This window comes from Sphaerisporangium rufum, from assembly GCF_016863395.1.
Lineage (GTDB): Bacteria > Actinomycetota > Actinomycetes > Streptosporangiales > Streptosporangiaceae > Sphaerisporangium > Sphaerisporangium rufum.
Genome location: NZ_BOOU01000031.1, coordinates 1 through 21,318, shown reverse-complemented (window position 1 = coordinate 21,318; position 21,318 = coordinate 1). Strand labels below are relative to the sequence as shown.

General features: G+C 74.9%; 19 protein-coding genes. 8 read left to right on the top strand and 11 right to left on the bottom strand.

From position 1 onward, the window contains the following. Window positions 1-112: 112 nt before the first annotated feature. Window positions 113-844, top strand: a complete 732-nt coding sequence (gene rnhB / locus Sru01_RS09925; RefSeq protein ID WP_203983692.1) for a ribonuclease HII — start codon at window positions 113-115, stop codon at window positions 842-844. On the opposite strand, the gene Sru01_RS09920 is transcribed toward rnhB, so the two are convergent. Next, window positions 831-1,172 carry an STAS domain-containing protein gene (locus tag Sru01_RS09920; RefSeq protein WP_203983691.1) on the bottom strand — a complete coding sequence of 114 codons (342 nt, stop codon included), beginning with the start codon at window positions 1,170-1,172 and terminating at the stop codon, window positions 831-833. The genes rnhB and Sru01_RS09920 overlap by 14 nt on opposite strands. Continuing rightward, entirely contained in the window at window positions 1,169-5,308 is a 4,140-nt protein-coding gene (locus Sru01_RS09915; protein ID WP_203983690.1) for a SpoIIE family protein phosphatase, read from the bottom strand. Before Sru01_RS09915 ends, Sru01_RS09920 begins: the two co-directional genes overlap by 4 nt. Before the next feature lie 160 nt (window positions 5,309-5,468). On the opposite strand from Sru01_RS09915, the gene Sru01_RS09910 reads away from it, so the two are divergent. After that, window positions 5,469-5,957, top strand: a complete 489-nt coding sequence (locus tag Sru01_RS09910) for a MarR family winged helix-turn-helix transcriptional regulator (RefSeq protein WP_203983688.1) — start codon at window positions 5,469-5,471, stop codon at window positions 5,955-5,957. 65 nt (window positions 5,958-6,022) lie between these two features. Continuing rightward, window positions 6,023-7,510 carry an MFS transporter gene (locus Sru01_RS09905; protein ID WP_203983686.1) on the top strand — a complete coding sequence of 496 codons (1,488 nt, stop codon included), beginning with the start codon at window positions 6,023-6,025 and terminating at the stop codon, window positions 7,508-7,510. Between the two features lie 42 nt (window positions 7,511-7,552). On the opposite strand, the gene Sru01_RS36165 is transcribed toward Sru01_RS09905, so the two are convergent. Together Sru01_RS36165 and Sru01_RS09895 are read right to left on the bottom strand one after the other, a co-directional pair. Next, window positions 7,553-8,410, bottom strand: coding sequence for a hypothetical protein (locus tag Sru01_RS36165; RefSeq protein ID WP_203983684.1), 858 nt, complete (start codon window positions 8,408-8,410; stop codon window positions 7,553-7,555). A gap of 235 nt (window positions 8,411-8,645) precedes the next feature. Further along, the gene (locus Sru01_RS09895; protein WP_203983682.1) at window positions 8,646-9,380 is read right to left on the bottom strand and encodes a DUF899 domain-containing protein; all 735 of its coding nucleotides are present in this window, start codon (window positions 9,378-9,380) and stop codon (window positions 8,646-8,648) included. Between the two features lie 221 nt (window positions 9,381-9,601). Here Sru01_RS09895 and Sru01_RS09890 point away from each other — a divergent pair, with 221 nt between their 5' ends. Then, window positions 9,602-10,282 carry a lytic polysaccharide monooxygenase auxiliary activity family 9 protein gene (locus tag Sru01_RS09890; protein ID WP_203983680.1) on the top strand — a complete coding sequence of 227 codons (681 nt, stop codon included), beginning with the start codon at window positions 9,602-9,604 and terminating at the stop codon, window positions 10,280-10,282. Between the two features lie 56 nt (window positions 10,283-10,338). On the opposite strand, the gene Sru01_RS09885 is transcribed toward Sru01_RS09890, so the two are convergent. After that, window positions 10,339-10,590, bottom strand: a complete 252-nt coding sequence (locus tag Sru01_RS09885) for a type II toxin-antitoxin system VapC family toxin (protein WP_203983679.1) — start codon at window positions 10,588-10,590, stop codon at window positions 10,339-10,341. A 112-nt stretch (window positions 10,591-10,702) separates the two neighbouring features. On the opposite strand from Sru01_RS09885, the gene Sru01_RS09880 reads away from it, so the two are divergent. Next, the gene (locus Sru01_RS09880) at window positions 10,703-11,371 is read left to right on the top strand and encodes a lytic polysaccharide monooxygenase auxiliary activity family 9 protein (RefSeq protein WP_203983678.1); all 669 of its coding nucleotides are present in this window, start codon (window positions 10,703-10,705) and stop codon (window positions 11,369-11,371) included. A gap of 72 nt (window positions 11,372-11,443) precedes the next feature. On the opposite strand, the gene Sru01_RS09875 is transcribed toward Sru01_RS09880, so the two are convergent. Together Sru01_RS09875 and Sru01_RS09870 are read right to left on the bottom strand one after the other, a co-directional pair. After that, window positions 11,444-12,964 (bottom strand): multicopper oxidase family protein, encoded by a 1,521-nt coding sequence (locus Sru01_RS09875; protein ID WP_239137211.1) that lies wholly within the window; start codon window positions 12,962-12,964, stop codon window positions 11,444-11,446. Then, window positions 12,961-13,404: a hypothetical protein gene (locus Sru01_RS09870; RefSeq protein WP_203983677.1), complete on the bottom strand. Its 444-nt coding sequence runs from the start codon at window positions 13,402-13,404 to the stop codon at window positions 12,961-12,963. The genes Sru01_RS09875 and Sru01_RS09870 overlap by 4 nt, the downstream gene beginning before the upstream one ends. Before the next feature lie 178 nt (window positions 13,405-13,582). Between Sru01_RS09870 and Sru01_RS09865 the strand changes: the two genes are divergently transcribed. Further along, window positions 13,583-14,716, top strand: coding sequence for a sensor histidine kinase (locus tag Sru01_RS09865; protein ID WP_239137209.1), 1,134 nt, complete (start codon window positions 13,583-13,585; stop codon window positions 14,714-14,716). Then, the gene (locus Sru01_RS09860) at window positions 14,713-15,375 is read left to right on the top strand and encodes a response regulator (protein WP_203983675.1); all 663 of its coding nucleotides are present in this window, start codon (window positions 14,713-14,715) and stop codon (window positions 15,373-15,375) included. Before Sru01_RS09865 ends, Sru01_RS09860 begins: the two co-directional genes overlap by 4 nt. A gap of 3 nt (window positions 15,376-15,378) precedes the next feature. On the opposite strand, the gene Sru01_RS09855 is transcribed toward Sru01_RS09860, so the two are convergent. The 4 genes from Sru01_RS09855 to Sru01_RS09840 form a co-directional block, all read right to left on the bottom strand. After that, window positions 15,379-17,457 carry an iron ABC transporter permease gene (locus Sru01_RS09855; protein ID WP_203983674.1) on the bottom strand — a complete coding sequence of 693 codons (2,079 nt, stop codon included), beginning with the start codon at window positions 17,455-17,457 and terminating at the stop codon, window positions 15,379-15,381. Further along, on the bottom strand, window positions 17,454-18,458 hold the full coding sequence (locus Sru01_RS09850) for an ABC transporter substrate-binding protein (RefSeq protein ID WP_203983672.1): 1,005 nt from the start codon (window positions 18,456-18,458) through the stop codon (window positions 17,454-17,456). The genes Sru01_RS09855 and Sru01_RS09850 overlap by 4 nt, the downstream gene beginning before the upstream one ends. A 23-nt stretch (window positions 18,459-18,481) precedes the next feature. Continuing rightward, window positions 18,482-19,318, bottom strand: a complete 837-nt coding sequence (locus tag Sru01_RS09845; RefSeq protein WP_203983670.1) for an ABC transporter ATP-binding protein — start codon at window positions 19,316-19,318, stop codon at window positions 18,482-18,484. Window positions 19,319-19,455: 137 nt separating this feature from the next. After that, the gene (locus tag Sru01_RS09840) at window positions 19,456-20,349 is read right to left on the bottom strand and encodes a siderophore-interacting protein (RefSeq protein ID WP_203983668.1); all 894 of its coding nucleotides are present in this window, start codon (window positions 20,347-20,349) and stop codon (window positions 19,456-19,458) included. Window positions 20,350-20,465: 116 nt separating this feature from the next. On the opposite strand from Sru01_RS09840, the gene Sru01_RS09835 reads away from it, so the two are divergent. Next, window positions 20,466-21,318 (top strand): SDR family NAD(P)-dependent oxidoreductase (locus Sru01_RS09835; RefSeq protein WP_203983665.1); only part of this gene is annotated, 853 nt, incomplete at its 3' end.

Below are 21,318 nucleotides of genomic sequence, written 5' to 3'. Positions count from 1 at the left end.
ACACTGAACGTCTTGTTGGGGCCGCCGACGAAATGGACACGGAGCCGTCATGGGGCGGCGCCCGTTACGGGATCGGAGTGCGCCGGGTGGTGGGCGGTGCCATGATGGCGGCATGCCGAAGCCGCGGGAGACCGCCGCCGCGCCCAGGACCGCCGGATACGCGATCGAGGAAGAGCTGCGGGCCGGCGGGGCGGTGACCATCGCCGGGGTGGACGAGGTGGGCCGCGGCGCGTGGGCCGGGCCGGTCGTGGTGTGCGCCGCGGTGACGCATCTGACTCCCCCGCCCGTAGTGGCCGGGCGGGGCGGCCGGCCGGTGGCGCTGACCGATTCCAAGCTGCTCTCCCCCGCCTACCGGGCGGCGTTCGCCGGGCTGCTGCCCGGCTGGCTGGCCGGCCACGCGATCGGCGCGTCCGCGCCGGAGGAGATCGACGAGGTCGGGATGACCGAGGCGCTGCGCCGGGCCACCCGGCGGGCGCTGGCCGCGCTGCCGGTGCGGCCGGACGTCGTGCTGCTGGACGGCGCGCACGACTACCTGGGCCGGCCCTGGCGGGTGCGCTGCGAGGTCAAGGCCGACCAGCGCTCGGTCAGCGTGGCCGCCGCGTCGGTGCTGGCCAAGGTGCACCGCGACGCGCTGATGACCGCCCTCGGGGCGGACCGCCCGGCCTACGGGTTCGCCGACAACGCCGGATACCCCTCGCCGGCGCACCAGGCGGCGCTGGCCGCCACCGGGCCCACCCCGCACCACCGGCTGTCCTGGTCCTACCTGGACGACCTGCCTCGCTGGCGGCACCTGCGCCGCCACCGCGATCCGCTCGCCGGCACCGGCCAGCTCACCCTGTTGTGAGCCCGCCGGCCGCCGGGCCGCCGTCCGGCCCGGCGTCCAGTCCGTGCACGGTGATCAGGTCGCCGAGGCCGGAGATGGCCAGCACCGGGGCGATCAGCGGGTTGGCGACCACCTCGATGTGCCCGGTGTTGTCGAACAGGACGGTCAGCCCGGCGCTGTCGATGTAGCCCACGTCGGTCAGGTCGACGACCAGGACGGTGCCGTCCCCCGTCCCGGACAGCGCCGCCGCGAACTCGCCCGCGTTGCTCATGTCGATCTCGCCGCCGACGATCAGGGCCGGGGTGCCGTCGGTGCGCCGCGTGTGGGCAAGGGTGAGGGGGGTGGTCATCGCGGGATCCTTATGCGCATGTCGACGATGGTGCCGGCGGCGCCGGGTTCGATGGTCACCTCGCCGGCCAGGGCGCGCATGAGCATGACGCCCCGGCCTCGATGGGGGTTGGCCTCCGGCCGCGGGGTCTTCCAGCGGCCGGTGTCGGTCACGGTCAGTCGTAGCCCGCCACCGGTGACGACCGCGCGCAGCCGGACCGGCCCGCCGCGGTCGTCGCGGTGGCCGTGCTCGATGGCGTTCGCGCACGCCTCCCCGGCGGCGACCAGGACGTTCTGGATCGTCCACGGGGTGGCCCCGCACCGGGCCAGCCAGTCGCGCAGCGCCGAGCGGACCCCGGCGAGCTGCCCGGACTCGGCCGGGAAGGCGACCTCCAGCGGCGGCGGCTGGCGGTACAGGAGCAGGGCCACGTCGTCGTCGTACCCGCCGGGCGGCGCCAGCCGGCTCATCAGCTCGCCCGCCAGGTCCTCCAGCGGGGTGCCGCGGCCGTGCTGGACGGCGGCGCCCGCCTCGCCGATGCCGGCCATCAGCGAGCGGCGGCGCCGCTCGACCAGGCCGTCGGTGTAGAGCAGCAGGGTGGCGCGGGCCGGCATGTCGTAGGACGACTCGGGCCGGGGCCGGCCGGGCTGGACGGCCAGCGGGGTCGAGCGGCCCTCGGTCAGCAGCCGCAACCCGCCGTCGGCCTCCGCGACGATCCCGGGTGGATGGCCGGCGCTCGCGTAGGCGAGCCGGCCGGTGGCGGTGTCCAGCACCCCGCAGAAGACCGTGGTGTACCGGGCGCCCGGCACCAGCGCGGCGAACCGGTCCAGCGCGGTCAGCACCTGGGCCGGCCCGGCCTCCTGGAGCAGCAGCGCCCGGCAGGCGCTGCGCAGCTGGCCCATGGCGGCGGCGGCCGGCAGGCCCCGGCCCACGCAGTCGCCGACCACGATCCCGATCCGGTCGCCGGGCAGCGGCACGATGTCGTACCAGTCGCCGCCCACCTCCAGTGGCCGGCTGGCGGGCTCGTAGCGCGCCGCGAACCCGTCCGGCAGGTCGACCGGCCCCAGGATGGCGCGCTGCAGGGCGACGGCGGTCTCGCGCTGGCGGTCGATCTGGTGGGCCCGGTGCAGGCCCTGGCCGAGGTGGCCGGCCAGCAGCGCGAGCAACGTCTGGTCCTCGGCGGTGAACGGCCGGTTCTGCCCGAGGTCGATCCAGACGCCCAGCAGGCCGTCCGGGTGCTCCAGAGTGATGCCGGCACCGCCCGGCCCGGTCACCACCGGCCGCAGCGGAGGCTTGTCGCGCAGCCCGGCGACCGAGTCGCGCAGGCCGGCCGGCAGGTCCTCCCAGCCGGTGTCCGGGCCGGTGGTGGCGAGCGCCGGCCGGCCGTCCCCGGACCACCGGGCCGCCAGCACCTGCCGGGCACGCCAGACCTCGCGCAGCGCGGCCAGCGCCTCGTGCAGCGCCTCGGTCCGGCTGCCCGCCTGGGAGAGCCGGACGCTGAGCGCGGCCAGCGCGCTCTCCCGCTGCACGGCGTAGTGCTCGGCGGTGACGTCGCGGAGGGTGCCGACGACCAGGCGCCGGCCGTTCTCGGGGTCGGTGACGTCGTTGAAGCTGACGGCGACCCAGACGCGGTGCCCCGCGCGGTGGGTCAGCGGCACCGTGGCGGTGCCCCGGCCCACCTCGACCAGCCGGGTGAAGGTGTCGCCGACCATCCGGTGGGCCTCGGGGTCGTCGGTCTCGGCCGGCCACCAGGGGTACACCGGCGTGTACGGCAGGCCGTCGGCGCCGTAGCCGAGGATCTCGGCGAAGGCCGCGTTGACCTCGATGACGGTGCCGTCCTCCTCGCAGACGAAGAACGCCTCCTGCAGCGAGTCGATCAGCGCGTCCCGCCACCGGGCGTGGTGGCCGCGCATCCGGGCCAGCTCCACGTTCGCCCGCACCCGGGCCAGCAGCTCGGCGGCGGAGAACGGCTTGACCAGGTAGTCGTCCGCGCCGGCCTCCAGGCCCTCGATGGACGCCTCCTGGCCGGCGCGGGCCGACAGCAGCAGCACCGGCACGCCGGCGGTGCGCGGCTCGGCGCGCAGCGCGGCGACCAGCTGCAGGCCGTCCAGGCGTGGCATCATCACGTCGCTGACCACCAGGTCCGGCGGCTCGGCCCGGGCGGCCTCCAGCGCCGTCCGGCCGTCGCCGACCACCGACACCTGGTAGGCGGGGCGCAGCAGCCGGGCCAGGTAGTCACGCATGTCGGCGTTGTCGTCGGCGACCAGCACCCGGGCCGGCGTGCCTCCGTCCACCGGCCACGGGCCGGCGAACCCCGGGCCCGGGCCGGGGACATCGGCCCCCTCGACCGCCGGGTCGGCGGGCAGCCACCGCAGCGCCTCCTCCACGAACGGCTCGGTGCCGGCCGGCGACGTCTCGCCCGAGCCGGATCGCACCACGGCCTCGGCCGGCAGGTGACCGGTGCCGAAGGGCAGCCGGACGGTGAAGACGGTGCCGCGATCGGGCTCGCTCACGGCGTCGATGGTGCCGCCGTGCAGCGTGATCAGCTCGCGCACCAGCGCCAGCCCGATGCCGCTGCCCTCGTTGGAGCGCGAGCGCGCGCTCTCGATGCGGTGGAAGCGCTCGAACAGCCGCGGCAGCTCCGCGGCGGCGATGCCGATGCCGGTGTCGGCGATGGTGAGCACCGCCTGCCCGCCGTCGGCGCGCAGCGTGACGCGCACCGAACCGTCGAAGGTGAACTTCAGCGCGTTGCTGAGCAGGTTCAGCACCACCTTCTCCCACATGCCGCGGTCGATGTGCACCGGCTCGGGCAGCGGCGGGCAGTCCACCTCGAACTCCAGCCCGGCCCGGTCGATCGCCGAGCGGAAGACGCTGGCCAGCTCGGCGGTGACGGCGGCCAGGTCCACCGGCTCGTACCGGGCCTGCATCCGCCCGGCCTCGATCCGGGAGAAGTCCAGCAGGGTGTTGACCAGCTTGCCCAGCCGCAGGCCGTTGCGGTGCACCACCTCCAGATCCTCGCGCACCTGGGGGTCGGCGTCGGCCAGGGCGGTCCGCAGCTCGCCCACCGGGCCCATGATCAGGGTGAGCGGGGTGCGGAACTCGTGGCTGATGTTGGAGAAGAACGCGGTCTTGGCCCGGTCGAGCTCGGCCAGCTCCTCCACCCGGCGCTGCTGCAATTGGTAGGCCATGGCCGCGTTGACCAGGGCGGCGGTCTGCCGGGCGACAAGGGCGAGGAACGACTCGTACGGCTCGTCCAGCGCCCGCCCGGCGGCCGCGGCCAGCACGATCGTCCCGATGGCCCGCGACCCGATCTCCCCGGCCAGCGGGAGGACCATCGCCTGGGTCGGCCCGTTCCGCCAGCCGCCGGTGGGCAGCCCGGCGAACCGGCCGGCCACGTCGGTCAGCGTCACCGGCCGCTCGGCGCGCAGCACCTCGGCCACCGGCCAGCCGCCGGGGGCGTCCGGCAGCGGGGCCGGCTCTGCCCCTTCGGGGGCGACCGCGGCGAGCACCGGCTCGTCGTCCTCGGGGCGGCGCAGGTAGATGGCGGCGTACGGCACGTCGGCCCCGGCCCGCTCCAGCACCCGGCAGGCCAGCCGGCACGCCTCGGCCGCGCTGCGCGCCCGGCCCGCCTGGGCGCCGAGATCCTGCAGCACGGCCAGCCGGCGTTCGCCGATCACCCGCTGCGTCGTGTCGCTGACCGCGGTGAAAACCCCGCGCACCGTGCCGTCGTCGTCGTGCAGCGGGCTGTAGGAATAGGTCCAGTAGGTCTCCTCCAGGTAGCCGTGCCGGTTCATCGGCAGCAGGAGGTCTTCGGACCAGGTGGCCTCCCCGGAGGCCATCACCGAGTCCAGCATCGGCCCGACGGTGGGCCAGATCTCCGGCCAGATCTCCGGGCCGGGCTTGGCCAGGGCGGGATGCTTGGAGCCGAGCAGCGGCAGGTAGGCGTCGTTGTACATGAAGCGAAGCTCGGGCCCCCACCAGACGATCATCGGGAACCGGGAGGTCAGGCAGATGCGGCACGCGGTGCGCAGGCTGGTCGGCCAGGTCCGCGGATCGCCCATCGGGGTGTCGGCCCATGGATGGGCGCGCATCCGGCGCGCCATCTCGCTCGGCCCCGGGAACAGCAGTTCCATCGACCCCGGACCGTCCGCCTGGCTCATCGCTCGACTCTCCCCTCGCCCCCGCGACCCCACTCCCACCAGGGCGCACCTGGGCGCGCACCGGTTCGATCGGCACCACTGCCCCATCGCGGTCGAAGCACACCGCGCGGTCACCCACCGCAGGTGGCACACGCTAGTACACGGCCCATAGGCTGGTGGCATGACGGCGATGGCATCGGCGGGCACCACGCCAGATCTGTCCTACCTGCTGGACCACACCGGTCACGTCCTGCGCACCCGGATGGCGGCGGCGCTGGCCGAGGTGGGGCTGACGACGCGGATGCACTGCGTTCTGGTGCACGCGCTGGAGGAGGAGCGCACCCAGATCCAGCTGGCCGAGATCGGCGACATGGACAAGACCACGATGGTGGTCACCGTGGACGCGCTGGAGAAGGCGGGGCTGGCCGAGCGCCGCCCCTCGGCCACCGACCGGCGGGCCCGGATCATCGCGGTCACCCCGGAGGGGGCGCGGGTCGCCGAGCGCAGCCGGCGGATCGTGGACCGGGTGCACGAGCAGGTGCTGGCCGCGCTGACCGAGCAGGAGCGGGAGGTGTTCCTGCGCGTGATGGACCGCCTGGTCACCGGGCACCTGGCCACGCCGGTGGAGAGCGGGCGCCCGGTGCGCCGTGCCCGGCGGCCGGAGAAGTGATCCCGCATATCGTCTACAACAAAACCATCTGCTACGGTCTCTTCATCGCTTGATGAGGAGACACCATGTCCGCACGGCCCCAGACCTCCACCCCGTCCGCCGCCGCCCCGCCGGGCGCGCGTTCCCGGCGGCTCGCCCTCGGCGTCATCGCCGCCGGCACCCTGATGATCATTCTGGACGGCAGCATCGTCACGGTGGCCATGCCCGCCATCCAGGACGACCTCCGCTTCTCCCCGGCCGGCCTCAGCTGGGTCGTCAACGCCTACCTGGTCGCCTACGGCAGCCTGCTGCTGCTCGCCGGGCGGCTCGGCGACCTGATCGGCCGCAAACGGATGTTCCTGGCCGGCACCGCCGTGTTCACCGCGGCCTCGGTGCTGGCCGGCGCGGCCACCACTCCCGCGCTGCTGGTCGCCGCGCGGTTCCTGCAGGGGGCCGGCAGCGCGATGGCCTCCGCGGTCGGCCTCGGCATCCTGGTGACCATGTTCACCGAACCCCGGGAACGGTCCCGCGCCCTGGCCGTCTTCGCCTTCACCGGCGCGGCCGGCGCCTCGATCGGCCAGGTGCTCGGCGGCGTGCTCACCGAGGCGCTGAACTGGCACTGGATCTTCCTTATCAACCTGCCCATCGGCGCCGTCTCGCTCGCCGTCGCGGTCCGCGCGCTGCCCGCCGACCGCGGCCTCGGCCTGCGGGCCGGCGCCGACGTGGCCGGCGCGCTACTGGTCACCGCCGGCCTGATGCTGGGCATCTCCACCGTCATCACGGCCGGCGAGCAGGAACACCCGTCCGCGGCCACCATCGCCCGCGGCGTGCTGGCCGTCGCCCTGCTGGCCGGGTTCGCGGTCCGCCAGGCCACCGCGCGCCACCCGCTGATGCCGCCGCGCGTCCTGCGGTCCCGAGCCGTCACCGGGGCCAACGTCGTCCAGGCGCTGATGGTCGCCGCGCTGTTCGCCTTCCAGGTCCTCCTCGCGCTGTACCTGCAGAAGGTGCTGGGGTACGGCGCGGCGGGCACCGGGCTGGCCATGCTCCCGGCGGCGGCCGGCATAGGGGTGGTGTCGCTCGGCCTGTCGGCCCGGCTGAACGCGCGGTTCGGCGAGCGCGCCGTGCTGGTCACCGGCCTCATCCTGCTGATCGCCATGCTCCTGCTGCTCGCCCGGCTGCCCGTCGGCGCCCGCTACCCGACCGACCTGCTGCCGGTGATGCTGCTGGCCGCCGGCTTCGGGCTCGCGCTGCCCGCGCTGACCACGCTCGGCATGTCCGGTGCCGGCGAGCATGACGCCGGTCTGGTGTCAGGGCTGTTCAACACCACCCAGCAGATCGGCATGGCCCTGGGCGTCGCGGTGCTGTCCACGCTGGCCGCCGCGCGCACCGGTGGCCTGCTCGACGCCGGCGCCGCCCCGGACGCGGCCCTCACCGCCGGCTACCGGCTGGCCTTCCTCGTCGGCGCCGGCCTGCTCACCGCCGCGCTCCTGGTGGCCGGCACGCTGCCGCACCGCGCCGCGGCGCCGGCCCCCGCATCCGCGGCCGTCCCGCGGCCGGACGCACCGGTCGGCTGAGACGGCGGGCGGAGTGCGAGGCGGGCCGGCCCGAACGCCCGGCTACGAGCCGGGAGCCGGCGCGGTCTCGGTCGGGACGGGGGTGGCCGAGTCGGTGGGCTCGGGCGTCGGGACCTCGGTACCGGTCGGGGTGGGCACCGGCGGCGTCTCCGTCGGCTGCTCGGTGGGGCTCTCGGTCGGGGTCGGTGACGGGGTCGGGCAGGGCTGCGGGGTCCGCCACGCGGCGGGGCCGGGCGGCACGGCGTGCCCCAGGTACCACCGGACGTGGCCGCGGGACTTCGGCTGGCGGGACAGGTCGTAGACGTAGGCGGCGGTCAGCCCGGCCGGCTGGTAGGTGGCGGTGAGCGAGACCTGGTCGCCCTGCCGCACGTCGCCGTTGCCGCGCTTGCCGGCGACGACCCGGGTGGCGTCGGACAGCGCGTAGGTCTGCTCGAAGCCGTCGGCGCTGCGCACGGTGAGCGAGTCCTCCGACACCACGGTCGCCTCGCCGGTCTGGGCGAGCACCGTGACGAAGACGCATGGGTCCTTGGTCCCCGCGGTCGCCTCGCCGTGCAGCGCCCCGGAGAACTGCAGCGGATGCGCGGTGGGCCGCGCCGTGCTGACCGGCGGCGGCGTCGGGCTCGGCGTGGTCGGCGGAGTCGGAGTGGGGATGTCGGTGGCGGGCGGGGTGGGAACGCCGGTGGGCGGGGGCGTCGGCTCGCCGGACGCGGTGGGCGTCGGCGTCTCCACCGGCGGCGGGGTCACCGGCGAGCCCGCCGAGGCCGCCGCCACCCCGATGCCGCCGGAGGTGAGCAGCACCGCGGTGGCGGCGACGAACAGCGGCCGCGGGATGCCCCGGCGCGGCACCCTCCCCTCGCTCCGGGGTGCGTCCGGCGTGTCACGGTTGGTCGATGTCACCATGTCCTCCCATGTCCTCAGCGGGTCCAGCGTGTCGTCGCGTCTCCTTGACGGGAAGCCTTACCGCGCAGGCCCCCGGCGAGACAGCCTGCCCCTTCGACCCCGGGCCATGCCACCCCGCCGAACGGCCGCGACCTTGGGCACCTCCGCTTTCGGCCAGGTCAGCCCGCCAACGCGCGCCGTCTTAAAAAACGCTGAGATTTCCGATTCGAGGACGTGGAACGACCGCCCGGACGGCTCAGTGACAGGTACCGCCGGAGGCCGCACCGTACCGGTCGTGGTGCGGGAACTCGCTGATGTGCCGTTGCCGGCCGGACGGGGTCAGGTCCAGGTAGTTGAACGTGCCGACCAGCAGCTCCGGGCCGCGGCCGTAGCAGGAGTAGCTGTGCAGCACCCGCGCGTCCGGGCCGTCCCCGTCGCGGACGAAGACGCTGGCCGCGTGCCCCTCGCCCTTGGTGAAGAAGTGCAGCCCGCGCCGTTCCAGGGCGGCCTTGTCGTAGTAGTTGTACTCGACCGGCGCGACCTGCTCGTCGTTGCTGGCGTGGAAGTCGTAGTTGAAGTCATCGCCGTGCGAGGAGTACCAGGGAACCTGCCAGCCCATCCGGGCCCGGAACGCCGCGATCTTCTCGGCCGGTGCCCGGGACACCAGCGCCAGCGTGGTGTCCGCGCCGTGCAGGTGCGCCAGGTGGCCGATGTTGTCGACCAGCAGCGAGCAGCTGGTGCAGCCCTCCTCCCAGTCGGGGGCGAACATGAAGTGGTACACGATGAGCTGGCGCCGTCCCTCGAACAGGTCGGCCAGCCCGGCCGGGCCGTCCGGCCCGGTGAAGCGGTAGTCCTTCTCGACCGCCACCATGGGCAGCGCCCGGCGCCGCGCGCGCACCTCGTCGAGTAAGCGCGTCGCCTCCTTCTCCTGTTCGAGCAGCAGCCGGCGCGCGGCCAGCCATTCCTCGCGGGACACGACCGGGTGAGTCATGTGCCGTCCTTCCGCCGCGGGTTTCCGGTGATCAGTGCGAGTGTCCCGGAAAGCCGCACCGTCCGCCACCGGCCGGTTGCGCTGTGCACGGCGACCGGAAGGCGAATGCTGAAACTTTCAACTTCACTCGTCAGACTTTCCAACAGCACTCAGTCAGGGTTAGCTTTGGGGGGCGCTCCCAAAGCTCGGTTCCCCTCCGCCGAAACACAGGAGATCGCCAGATGTCACACTCCCCCCACCGTGCCGGTCGCGCCCGCCGCATCGGTCCGGTGTCGCGGCCGCTGGCCGTGCTCGTCCTCGCGCTGCTCTCGGTCCTCTCGCTGGCCACCACCGCGTCCGCGCACGGTTCGGTGATCGACCCGGCCTCCCGCAACTACGGCTGCTGGCAGCGCTGGGGTAGCGACCACCTCAACCCCAACATGGCGCAGACCGACCCGATGTGCGCGCAGGCCTGGCAGGCCGAACCCCAGGCCATGTGGAACTGGAACGGGCTCTACCGCAACGGCTCGGCCGGCAACTTCCAGGCCGTCGTGCCCAACGGACAGCTGTGCAGCGGCGGCCACACCGAGGGCGGCCGCTATAACGCGATGGACACCGTGGGCGCCTGGAAGACCACCAACGTCGGCGCCAACATCACCATCAAGTTGTACGACCAGGCCAGCCACGGCGCCGACTACTTCCTGGTCTACGTCTCCAAGCCCGGCGTCGACCCCAGCACCCGGGCGCTCGGCTGGAACGACCTGCAGCTGGTGACCCGCACCGGCCGGTACGGCCAGAGCCAGAACTACAGCATCCCGGTCAACATCCCGGGCCGCAGCGGCCGCGCCCTGATCTACACGATCTGGCAGGCCTCGCACATGGACCAGACCTACTTCATCTGCAGTGACGTCAACTTCGTCTGACGCACCCGGAGGGCTCCGCCGGCCTGCCCCCGGCGGAGCCCTCCCTCATCCCGGCCTCACCGGGGTGGTGGATAACGGTGGATCTCCGCCCGGTGACCCACCGAACCGGCGAACTTGGCGTCATCGGTCAGCAGCGGAAGCCGCAGCGCCTCGGCGAGCGCCACATACATGCCGTCATAAGCCGTGAGATCGTCCCGGAGTTCCAGGACCCGGCGCTGCAGCGGTGCCATCGAATGCCGAACGATCTTGAGTTGGGCGTAGCGCACGAAAGGGCTGCGACAGGGGCGGGCGGAAACGAGTTGTGGCATTATGAAAGTTTCACCTTAAGCGGTAAATCTTTCGGACGGCCACCGGTCAGGGATAAACTTCGGATGCGCTCCCGGAATCGGTACACCACCACCGAGAATCAGGAGACCCCCGATGAAGCGACCCTTTTCCCGCACTCGCCGCAGGCTCATACCCCGGGCCCTGGCGGCGCTCGCCCTCGCGTTGCTCGCGATCGTCCCGCTGGCCACCGCCGCGTCCGCGCACGGCTCGGTGGTCGACCCCGCCTCCCGCAACTACGGGTGCTGGCTGCGCTGGGGCAGCGACTTCCAGAACCCGGCCATGGCCCAGCAGGACCCGATGTGCTGGCAGGCCTGGCAGACCGACGTCAACGCCATGTGGAACTGGAACGGCCTGTACCGGGAGGGCGCGGCGGGCAACTTCCAGGCCGTCATTCCCGATGGTCAGCTGTGCAGCGCCGGACGCACCGAGGCCGGCCGGTACCGCGCCATGGACAACCCCGGAGACTGGAAGGCGACCAACGTCCGCGCCGGCCTCACCATCAAACTGCAGGACCAGGCGCGGCACGGCGCGGACTACATCCTGGTGTACGTCACCAAGCAGGGCTTCAATCCGCTGACCCAGAAGCTCACCTGGGGCGACCTGCAGCTGGTGACCAAGACCGCCAGGTACGCGCCGGCCGAGTACTACAACATCCCGGTGAACCTCTCCGGGCGCAGCGGCCGTGCGGTGTTCTACACGATCTGGCAGGCCTCGCACTTTGACCAGACGTTCTTCTTCTGCAGCGACGTCAATTTCACCTGATCTGCTGAACCGTTGAATCGGCTCGGGCCCTGCCGGGTGCATTCCCGGCGGGGCCCGCTCCGCGCGACCCGGTCAGACCACTTCGAAATCCGCCATCATCGCCATGTCCTCGTGTTCGAGGTTGTGGCAGTGCATCATGTACCGCCCCCGGTACCCCTCGAAGCGGGCGAGAACGTCGACCACCTCGTACGGCCGCACGTCCACGGTGTCCTTCCAGCCCGCGTCCGCCGGGCCCGGCGCCCGGCCGCCGCGGGCCAGCACCCGCAGGCGGGCCAGGTGCACGTGGACCGGATGGTGGAAGTCGCTGACCAGCCGCCACACCTCGGCGGTGCCCAGCCGGGGCCGGGCCAGCGGCTCCCCCGGCCGGAACCGGCGCCCGTTGATCGTCCAGGCGGCCGCGCCGCCCTGGCCGGTGCGGCGGAAGTCGAACCTGCGGCGCGCCGCCGCGTCGCCCGGGACCGCGGGTTCCAGGGCGGGCAGCCGGGCGGGCACCGCGCTGTCGTCCCGCACCCGGCGGGTGACCTGGAAGCGCATCACGTCCCGGGTCGGGCCGGCGCCGAACCGGTTGACCATCGTCACCACCGCGCCGGGCCGGTGGCCGGAGAAGTCCACGACCACGTCGGCCCGCTCGGCCGGGGCCAAGGTGATGGTGTCCCGTACGGCGGGCGCGCCGAGCAGCCCCAGATCACTACCGATCTGGACAAACCGGGCACCGCCGGTGAGCGCCAGCCGGTAGCGCCGGGCGTTGGAGGCGTTGAGCAGCCGCAGCCGGTAGCGGGCCGCCGCCACCTCCAGCACCGGCCACGGTGCCCCGTTGACCAGGATCACGTCGCCCTGGACGCCCTCCATGAAGTCCCCGCGCACCCCGGGGGTCTCCCGCAGGGCGGGGTCCAGCGCGGGGTATCGGAAGGAGCCGTCGGCGGCGAAGGCGCGGTCGCAGATCATCAGCGGCACGTCCCGCTCGCCCGCGGGCAGCGGCAGCTCGTCCTCCTCGACGTCCCCGATCAGGGCGAAGCCGGCCAGGCCGCGCCAGACCTGCGGGCCGGTGAAGTCCATCCGGTGGTCGTGGTACCACAGGGTGGCCGCCCGCTGCCGCACCGGGTAGACGTAGTCCTTGGCCCCGTCGTGCCAGGTCACCGCGGTGCCATCCGCCCCGTGGTGTCCCCCCGGCGCGGCCGGCGGGCGGTGGCCGGCCGGTGCCACCAGGTCGGTGGGGTACCCGTCGGACTCCGGCGGCACCACCCCGCCGTGCAGGTGGGTCGAGGTGGGCACCGGCAGTTCGTTGCGCACCCGCACGACGGCGCGCTCGCCGCGCCGCAGCCGCAGGGTGGGTCCGGGGAAGGTGCCGCCGAAGCCCCAGATCTCGGTCGTCGTGCCCGGGATGATCTCCACCCGGGCGGCGCGCTGCGCCAGCTCGTAGCGGCCGGGCCGCACCGGGACCGCGACGGGCGGCACCGGCAGCGGCACGGTGAACGGGGCCGGCGGCCGTAGCTCGCTGCTCAGGGTCTCCCCCGCGGTCTCCCCGCACCCGGCCGCGGCGGCCAGTCCGGCGGCGCCGGCCAGCCGCAGCAGGCCGCGCCGCGACACCGTCACGCGCCGCGCCGGGTCCACCGCGCACCCCCGGTCCGCGCCGTCGGGCGGACCCGCAGCCAGGTGTAGGCGGCCAGCAGCGCCGAGGCGCCGAAGTCGGCCATGCCGAGCGGGAAGTGCCCGGCCAGGATCCGCTCCTGCCCGAAGAAGATCTGCAGCGTCTCGGCGGCGACCAGCAGGACGCTCGCCGCGGCGGCCAGGCCCGGCCCGCGAACGGGCCGCCACAGCAGGACCGCGGCGGCGAGCTGCAGGTACAGCAGGGCGTGGGTGAAGCCGCCGTTGCCGCGGTGCCAGTCCAGCAGGTCGGCGTCGCCGGTGACGAACAGCCCGGCCAGCGCCGCCTGCCCGAGCACGCCGGCCAGGTGCAGGGTGGCCGTGGCGCGCAGCGGCCAGGCGATCCAGCCGGGCGCCGGGAACGGCGCGCCGGGAGAGGGAACGTTCATGCCCGGCAGGCTCCCGTGCCGGGCGGCCGGAGATCGTCGCCCCCCGGTCGGCTCCGCCGCGTACATCCGGTGGAGTACCCGCGGGCGCGCGGCGCCGCGATGTACGACCGGGGGCGCAGGCCGGATCCACGACCCGGAGGGCTGGGGACGGCCGCGCCCGATGGCCTACGGTTTGCGGGTGAAGGTGAGTGACCGGCGGGCGGACGTCCTGCTCGCGGTGGGAACGGCCGTGTTCGCGGTGGGCGCCACCTACGGCCGGCTGTCGGCCTCCGGCATGCCGGAACGCCCGCTGGACGGGTCCGGTGTCGTGCTGCTGGTGGTCTCGGCGCTCTTCCTCGCCGCCCGGCGCGCCGCTCCGGCGGTGGCCGGGCCGGTGACCGCGGGCAGCGCCGTCCTGTACTACGCCGCCGGCTACCCGGGCATCTTCGCCCTCGGTCCCGTCATGGTGACGATCTACACGGCGGCCGCGCTCGGCCGGCGCCGGCTGGCGGTCACGCTCGCCGTCGCGCTGGCCGGCGGCCTTAGCGTGGTGGTCGCGCTGTCGCCCGCCGACCCCGAGCCGGGCGGGCTGAGCCTGCTCAGCGGCTGGCTGGTGGCGATGGTGGTGGCCGGCGAGAGTGTCCGCGGCCGCCGCGCCTACCTGCGGGAGGTGGAGCGCCGGGCGGCCGAGGCCGAGCGCACCCGGGAGGAGGCGGCGCTGCGCCGGGCGGGCGAGGAGCGGCTGTGGATCGCCCAGGAGCTGCACGACACCCTGACCCACGCCATCTCGGTGATCAACGTGCAGGCGGCGGTCGCGACGCACCTGCTGGACCGGCGGCCCGAGCAGGCCCGCGCGGCGCTGGCCGCGATCAAGGACTCCGGGCACGAGGCGATGCGCGAGCTGCGCGCCACCCTCGGCGTGCTGCGGCAGGCGGACGCCGGTGAGGCCGAGGCCGGGCTGGCCCGGCTGCCCCGGCTGGTGGCCCGGGCCGAGGCGGCCGGGCTGCCGGTGCGGATGGCCGTGGTCGGCGAGCCGGGGCCGTTGCCGCCGGCAGCGGATCGGGCGGCCTACCGGATCGCTCAGGAGGCCCTCACCAACGTGATGCGGCACGCGGGAGCGGGCGCGGTCACCGTGACGACCGAGTACCGCCCGCGGACGCTGGTGCTGCGGGTGGCCGACGACGGGCGTGGCGCGGCGCCCGGCAGCGAGCGCGGCATGGGCCTGATCGGGATGCGCGAGCGCGCGGTGTCCGCGGGCGGGACGCTGCTGGCCGGGCCCGGCCCGGCGGGCGGGTTCGAGGTGCGGGCCGAGCTGCCCCGGGCGGAGTCATGATCCGGGTGGTGCTGGCCGACGACCAGCCGCTGATCCGGGCCGGCTTCCGGGCCCTGCTGGACTGCGAGGACGACATCGAGGTCGTCGGCGAGGCGGGCAACGGCGGCGAGGCGGTGGAGCTGTGCGGCCGGCTGCGGCCGCGGGTGGCGCTGCTGGACGTGCGGATGCCGCTGGTCGACGGGATCGACGCCACCCGGCGGATCGGCGCCGACCCGGCGCTCGGCGGCGTCCGGGTGGTGATCCTCACCAACTACGCCCTGGACGAGTACGTCTTCGCCGCGCTGCGCGCCGGCGCGGCGGGCTTCCTGCTCAAGGACATCGAGCCGGTCGAGCTGCTGCGGTCGGTGCGGGTCGCGGCCGCCGGGGACGCGCTGCTGTCGCCGGCGGTGACCCGGCGGCTGATCGAGGAGTACGTCGCCACCCCGCCCCGGCCGCCGGGCGGGGCCGGCCTGGAGCGGCTCACCGCGCGCGAGGTCGAGGTGCTGCGGCTGGTGGCGGCCGGCCTGTCCAACGACGAGATCGCCGGGCAGCTGGTGATCAGCCGGGCCACCGCCAAGACCCACGTCAGCCGGGTGATGGGCAAGCTCGGCGCCCGGGATCGGGCCCAGCTCGTGGTGCGCGCCTACGAGTCGGGGCTGGTGATCCCGGGCGGCCGGTGATCCCTACCGGCGGGCGGCGGACGAGCGCCACAGCAGCCAGACGAAGTAGGGGGTGCCGAGCAGCGCGGTGACCAGGCCCGCGGGCACCTGGGCCGGGGCGATGACCGTGCGGCCGAGGGTGTCGGCCAGGCTGACCAGCAACGCGCCGAGCAGCGCCGCCACCGGCAGCAGCCGGGCGTGGCTCCCGCCGGTCAGCGCGCGGGCGGCGTGCGGGGCCACCAGGCCGACGAACCCCACCACCCCGACGGCGGACACCGCGGCCGCGGCGAGCAGCACCGCCGTGCCGAGCGCGGCCAGCCGGACCGGTTCCAGCGGCACGCCGAGCACCCGCGGCGTGTCCTCGTCCAGGGCCAGCAGGTCCAGGTCGCGGCGCAGCAGCGCGGCCAGCGCGAGCGCGGCCGGCAGCAGCACGGCGAGCGGGAGCAGCTGGGCCGGGACCCGGCCGTAGGTGGAGCCGGACAGCCAGGTCAGCGCCTTGGCGGTGTTCCACGGGTCGGAGGAGACGATGACCAGGACGGTGACGGCGGCGAAGAACGCCTGCACGCCCACGCCGACCAGCACCAGCCGGTCGGAGCTCAGCCCGCCGCGCCAGGACAGCAGGTAGACGGCGGCGGAGGCGAGCACGGCGCCCGCTGCGGCGGCACCGGACATGGCGCCGACGCCGGCGGCGGGCACCAGGGTCAGCATGCCGACGGCGCCGGCGCCGGCCCCGGCGGTCACCCCGAGGATGCCGGGCTCGGCCAGCGGGTTGCGGCACACCGCCTGGGTGACGGTGCCGGCCACCGCCAGCGCGGCGCCGCCGAGCGCCGCGGCCGCCACCCGCGGGTAGCGCTGGTCCAGGACGTAGGTGAGCGCCCGCCCGGTGCGGCCGCGTACCCAGTTGGCCAGGTCGCCGGTGAGCAGCCAGGTGTCGCCGCCGAGCATGCCGAGCACCAGGGCGCCGGCCAGCAGCGCGGCGCAGCCGGCGGCCAGGGTCAGGTACCGGGCACGTGACCCGCCGGTCACCCGGACCGCGGGCGGCCGGGCCGGGCCGGCGTCGCGGTGCCGGCGGGCCAGCCAGACCAGCACGGCGGCGCCGGCCATCATGGTGACCACGCCGGGCGGGACGTCCACTCCGGCCTGCCCGCCGAGGACGGCGCGCAGCGCGATGTCTGCGGCCAGCAGCACCACGGCACCGGCCAGCGCGGACATCGGCAGCAGGGCGCGATGCCGGGTGAGGCCGGGCAGCCACCGGCCGAGCAGGCGGACGATCACCGGGGCGCACAGGCCGACGAAGCCGATCGGCCCGGCGATGGTGACCGCGGCGGCCGACAGCAGCACGGCGAGCACGGTCGCGGCCAGGCGCAACCGCCGCACCCGGACGCCGAGGACGTGCGCGGTGTCGTCGCCGAGGGCGGCGATGTCCAGCCGGGGGCCGAGCAGCAGGCCGCCGGCCAGGCACAGCGCGATGACCGGGCCGAGGCGGGTGACCGCCGCCAGGTCGCCCTGCACCAGCGAGCCGCTGCCCCAGCCGTACAGCCCGGCGGTCCGCTGCTCGAACAGGATCATCAGCAGCATGGCCAGCGAGTGCAGGGCCAGCGAGATGGCCGACCCGGCCAGGATGAGCCGGGTGGTGCCGGCCCGGCCACCGGCCGACAGTCCGAGCGCCAGCGCGGCGGCGCCGAGCCCGCCGAGGAAGGCGAGCCCGCCGGCGGGCAGCAGCGGGACGGTGATCCCGAACGCGGTGGCGGCCACGACGGCGAAGTAGGCGCCCCAGGTGACCCCGAGAGTGTCCGGCGAGGCGAGCGGGTTGCGGGCGACCGACTGCAGGAGCGCGCCGGCCGCGCCGAGCGCGACGCCGACGGCGACCGCGGCCAGCAGCCGGGGCAGCCGGGAGGCCAGCAGCACCCGCGCGGCCTGCTGGTCGTCCCCGCCGGCGAGCACCCCGATGATGTCCGTCGCGCCGACGCCGGAGGTGCCCTGGGTCAGATGGACGGCGGCCAGCACCGCGACGGCGGCCACGGCCAGGGCGAAGGCCCCCGCGGTGCCGAGCCGCCGCGCGGGGGCGGCCGGTGCCGCAGGGGCCAGGACCGGCGTGCTCAACCGGCGTAGGCCTTCACCATGGCGTCGGCGTACTGCAGGCACGACAGCGGCCCGCCGAAGGTCCAGATGCCGTCGGGCAGCCTGGTCACCTGGCCGGCCTTGACGAAGGGCAGCGACTTCCAGATGGCGTTGCCGGCGAGCCCGCCGGCGAAGACGTCCTCGCCGTCGGAGGCGTTGTAGAAGAAGCGCACGTCCTTGTCCTTGAGCGCGGTGAGGCCCTCGACGTCGGTGTTGCCCAGGCCCCAGTCGCCGTCGACCTTGCCCTTCCAGGCGTTGGACAGGCCGAGCCGCTCGGCGACGTCGGACACCAGCGCGCCCTTGCCGAACAGGCGGATCGAGATCGTGCTGCCCTGCTTCCATCCGTCGGCCATCGCGAACGTGCGGCCGCCGGCGCCGGCCGCGTCGATCTTCTGCCGGCCGGCGGCCAGCGCGGCGTCGAAGTCGGCGAGCACCTTGCCGGCGACGGCGGTCCGGCCCACGGCGGTGGCGATCATGTTGAAGTCGCCGCGCATCCGGTCGAGGTTGCCGGCGGCGTCGCTGCCCTTGGTCACCAGCACCGGGGCGACCTTCTCCAGCTGCTTGATCAGGGCGGCGTCCCGCTCGCCTTCCATGACGACCAGGTCCGGCTGGAGCGCGGCGATGGAGTCGACGCTGGGCTCGGCGCGGGTGCCGACGTCCTTGACCGAGCCGTCGAGCCTGGCGGCGGTCACCCAGGTGCCGTAGCCCTTGACGTCGGCCACGCCCACCGGCATCACGCCGAGGGTCACCAGCATCTCGGCCTCGCCCCATTCCAGGCCGACCACCCGGGTGGCCGGCCGGTCCAGCTTCACCTGGCGCCCGAGGCCGTCGGTGAGGGTGACCGGCCCGGCCGCGGTGGCCGTGTCGGTCGGGGTGGCGGCCGAGGTGGCGGCGGCGGGGGCGGCCGGTTCGGTGGTGCCGCAGCCGGTGAGGGCGGTGAGCGCGGCGAGGGCGGCGGCGAGGGCCGCCGTCAGGGGACGCATGGGTGTTCCTTTCACTTGCTCGTTCACATCCGGGCGAGTAGATGGCGGCCGACCGGCCGGGTGCGCACCGTCCCGGTGAGGGGGTCGGTGGTGACCTCGACGCGGATGCCGTACGCCTCGGTCAGCAGTGCCTCGGTGAGGACCTCGGCGGGCGGGCCGGCGGCGCGCACCCGGCCCTCGTGCAGCAGGACGACCCGATCGGCGATCTCGGCCGCCTGGTCCAGGTCGTGCAGCACGACGCCGACGGCGACGCCGTGCAGGTCGGCCAGATCGCGCACCAGTTCCAGCAGCTCGACCTGGTAGCGCAGGTCGAGGAAGGTGGTGGGCTCGTCCAGCAGCAGGACGCCGGTGTCCTGGGCCAGGCAGGTGGCCAGCCACACCCGCTGCCGTTCGCCGCCGGACAGCTCGTCCACCGCCCGGCCGGCCATCGCGGTGACCCCGGTGAGCTCCATGGCCCGCTCGACGGCCCGCTCGCCACCGGGGTCGCCGGTGCGCAGCCTGCCCCGGTGCGGGTGCCGGCCGTAGCCGACGATGTCGCGGACCCGCACCCCGCCGGGGGTGGGGAGGCTCTGCGCGAGCAGCGTCACCCGGCGGGCGAAGTCGCGGGCCGACAGGTCGGCGGCGAGCGTGCCGTCGCCGAGCCGGACGGCGCCCGCCTCCGGCCGGTGCAGCCGGGCCAGCGCCCGCAGCAGCGTGGACTTCCCGCTGCCGTTCGGGCCGACCAGGGCGGTGACCTGGGCGGGGGCCACGGCGATGCCGGCGTCGCGCACCACGGTGGCGCCGCCATAGGCCAGGCGCAGGCCGGTGCCGGTGAGGGCGTCGGCGGCCTGGCCGGCGGGCGTCTCGGGGGTTGCGGGCATGTGCTGCTCCGGGGCTCGGCCGACTCGATAAAAGTTAGGTTAGCCTAACCTAAACAAAGTGCCAACCCCGGCCCCAGGTCAGACCCCCGCACGCCCGCCTCACCGGCGCGGGCGGACGATCGGATCGCGGCCCTCGGTCAGGCCGCGCCCTCCGCGCGACCCTGCCGCCAGTACCCCATGAAGGCGACGGCGCGCCGGTCCATACCCCGTTCGGCGACCAGGTACCGGCGCAGCGTCCTGATCAGTGACGCCTCGCCGGCCAGCCACGCGTACGCCTGCCCGGCGGGGGCCGCCTCCTCGGGCACCTCCCACAGCTCGCCGGCCGCGCGGTCGTCCTCGTCCGGGACCGGCGCCGGCGCCCGCCGGGGCAGCAGCCGGCCCGCGGCGGCCCGCACCTGCGGCACCAGCAGGCTCCCTCGCGCCGCGCCGTCCCGGGGCAGCCAGCAGACGTTCATGGCGTCCGGCACGGTGACCGGCAGCACGTCCTCGCGGCACGGCACCTCCATCAGCGCCTCCCCGGACAGGCCGGCGGGCAGCCGGTCCAGGATCGAGACGATCGCCGGCACCGCGGTCTCGTCCCCGGCGAGCAGCACGGTGCCGCAGCCGGCCGGCGGCCGGAACTCCACCCCGCCGTGCGGGCCGGGATGCGCCGCGTCCGGGCCGAGCAGCACGGCGGCGCCGCCCGGCGCCACCGTGGCCACCCAGCGGGCGGCCGGCCCGCCGTCGCCGTGCACCACGAAGTCGACGTCCACCTCGCGCGCGGCGGGGCGCACGGCGCGAACGGTGTAGGTGCGCATCGGGTTGCGCTCGGCGTCCGGCTGCGCCCGCCAGCGGGCATGCCATCCGGGCCCGGACGGGAACGCCGCGACGCCGCCGCGCGGCGCGGGCAGCACGACCTTGATGCGCTGGTCGAGCCCGTTGTCGGCGAAGCGGTCCAGGTCGTCCCCGGTGAAGGTCACCCGGACGAAGGAGGGCGCGAGCCGCGCCAGGCGCCGCACCCGGACCTGGAAGGCCCGGAAGGGTTCGGTCACGTTGCCTCCTTTGATTTAGGGAAGCCTAACCTATATTAGGATGACCTTACCCCCCTACCCCCACCCCGGACCGGCCGGTTGACCTGGAGCGCGCTCCAGCGCGTAGCGTCGGCGGCATGACGACTCCGCAACGAGCGATCGGTTCCGGGTTCGGCCCGCGCAGCACCGCCGCCGAGGTCCTGCACGGCATCGACCTGTCCGGCCGGCTGGCCCTGGTCACCGGCGGTTACTCGGGTCTCGGCCTCGAGACGACCCGCGCGCTGGCCGGCGCGGGTGCCCGTGTCGTGGTCCCGGCCCGGCGGCCCGCCGCCGCCAAGGAGGCGGTCGGCGGCCTGGACGGCGTGGAGGTGGACGAACTGGACCTCGGCGACCTGGACAGCGTCCGGGCGTTCGCCGAGCGCTTCCTGGCCTCCGGCCGCCGGCTCGACATCCTCATCGGCAACGCCGGGATCATGGCCTGCCCCGAGACGCGCGTCGGGCCGGGCTGGGAGGCGCAGTTCGCCACCAACCACCTGGGCCACTACGCGCTCACCAACCTGCTGTGGCCCGCGCTGGAGCCCGGCGGTGCCCGGGTGGTGTCGGTCTCCTCCGGCGGCCACCACGGGTCCGGCATCCGCTGGGACGACGTGCAGTTCACCCGCGGGTACGACAAGTTCGCGGCCTACAGCCAGTCCAAGACCGCCAACGTGCTGTTCGCGGTCCAGCTGGACGCGCTGGCCCGCGAGCGGGGCGTGCGGGCGTTCGCGCTGCACCCCGGCGGCATCCTCACCCCGCTGCAGCGCCACCTCGCCAAGGAGGAGATGGTCGCCTTCGGGTGGATCGACGAGGACGGCAACCCGCTGAACCCCACGTTCAAGACGCCCGAGCAGGGGGCGGCGACGCAGGTCTGGGCGGCCACCTCGCCCGCCCTCACCGGCCTGGGCGGCGTCTACTGCGAGGACTGCGAGATCGCCGGGCCCGCCGAGTACG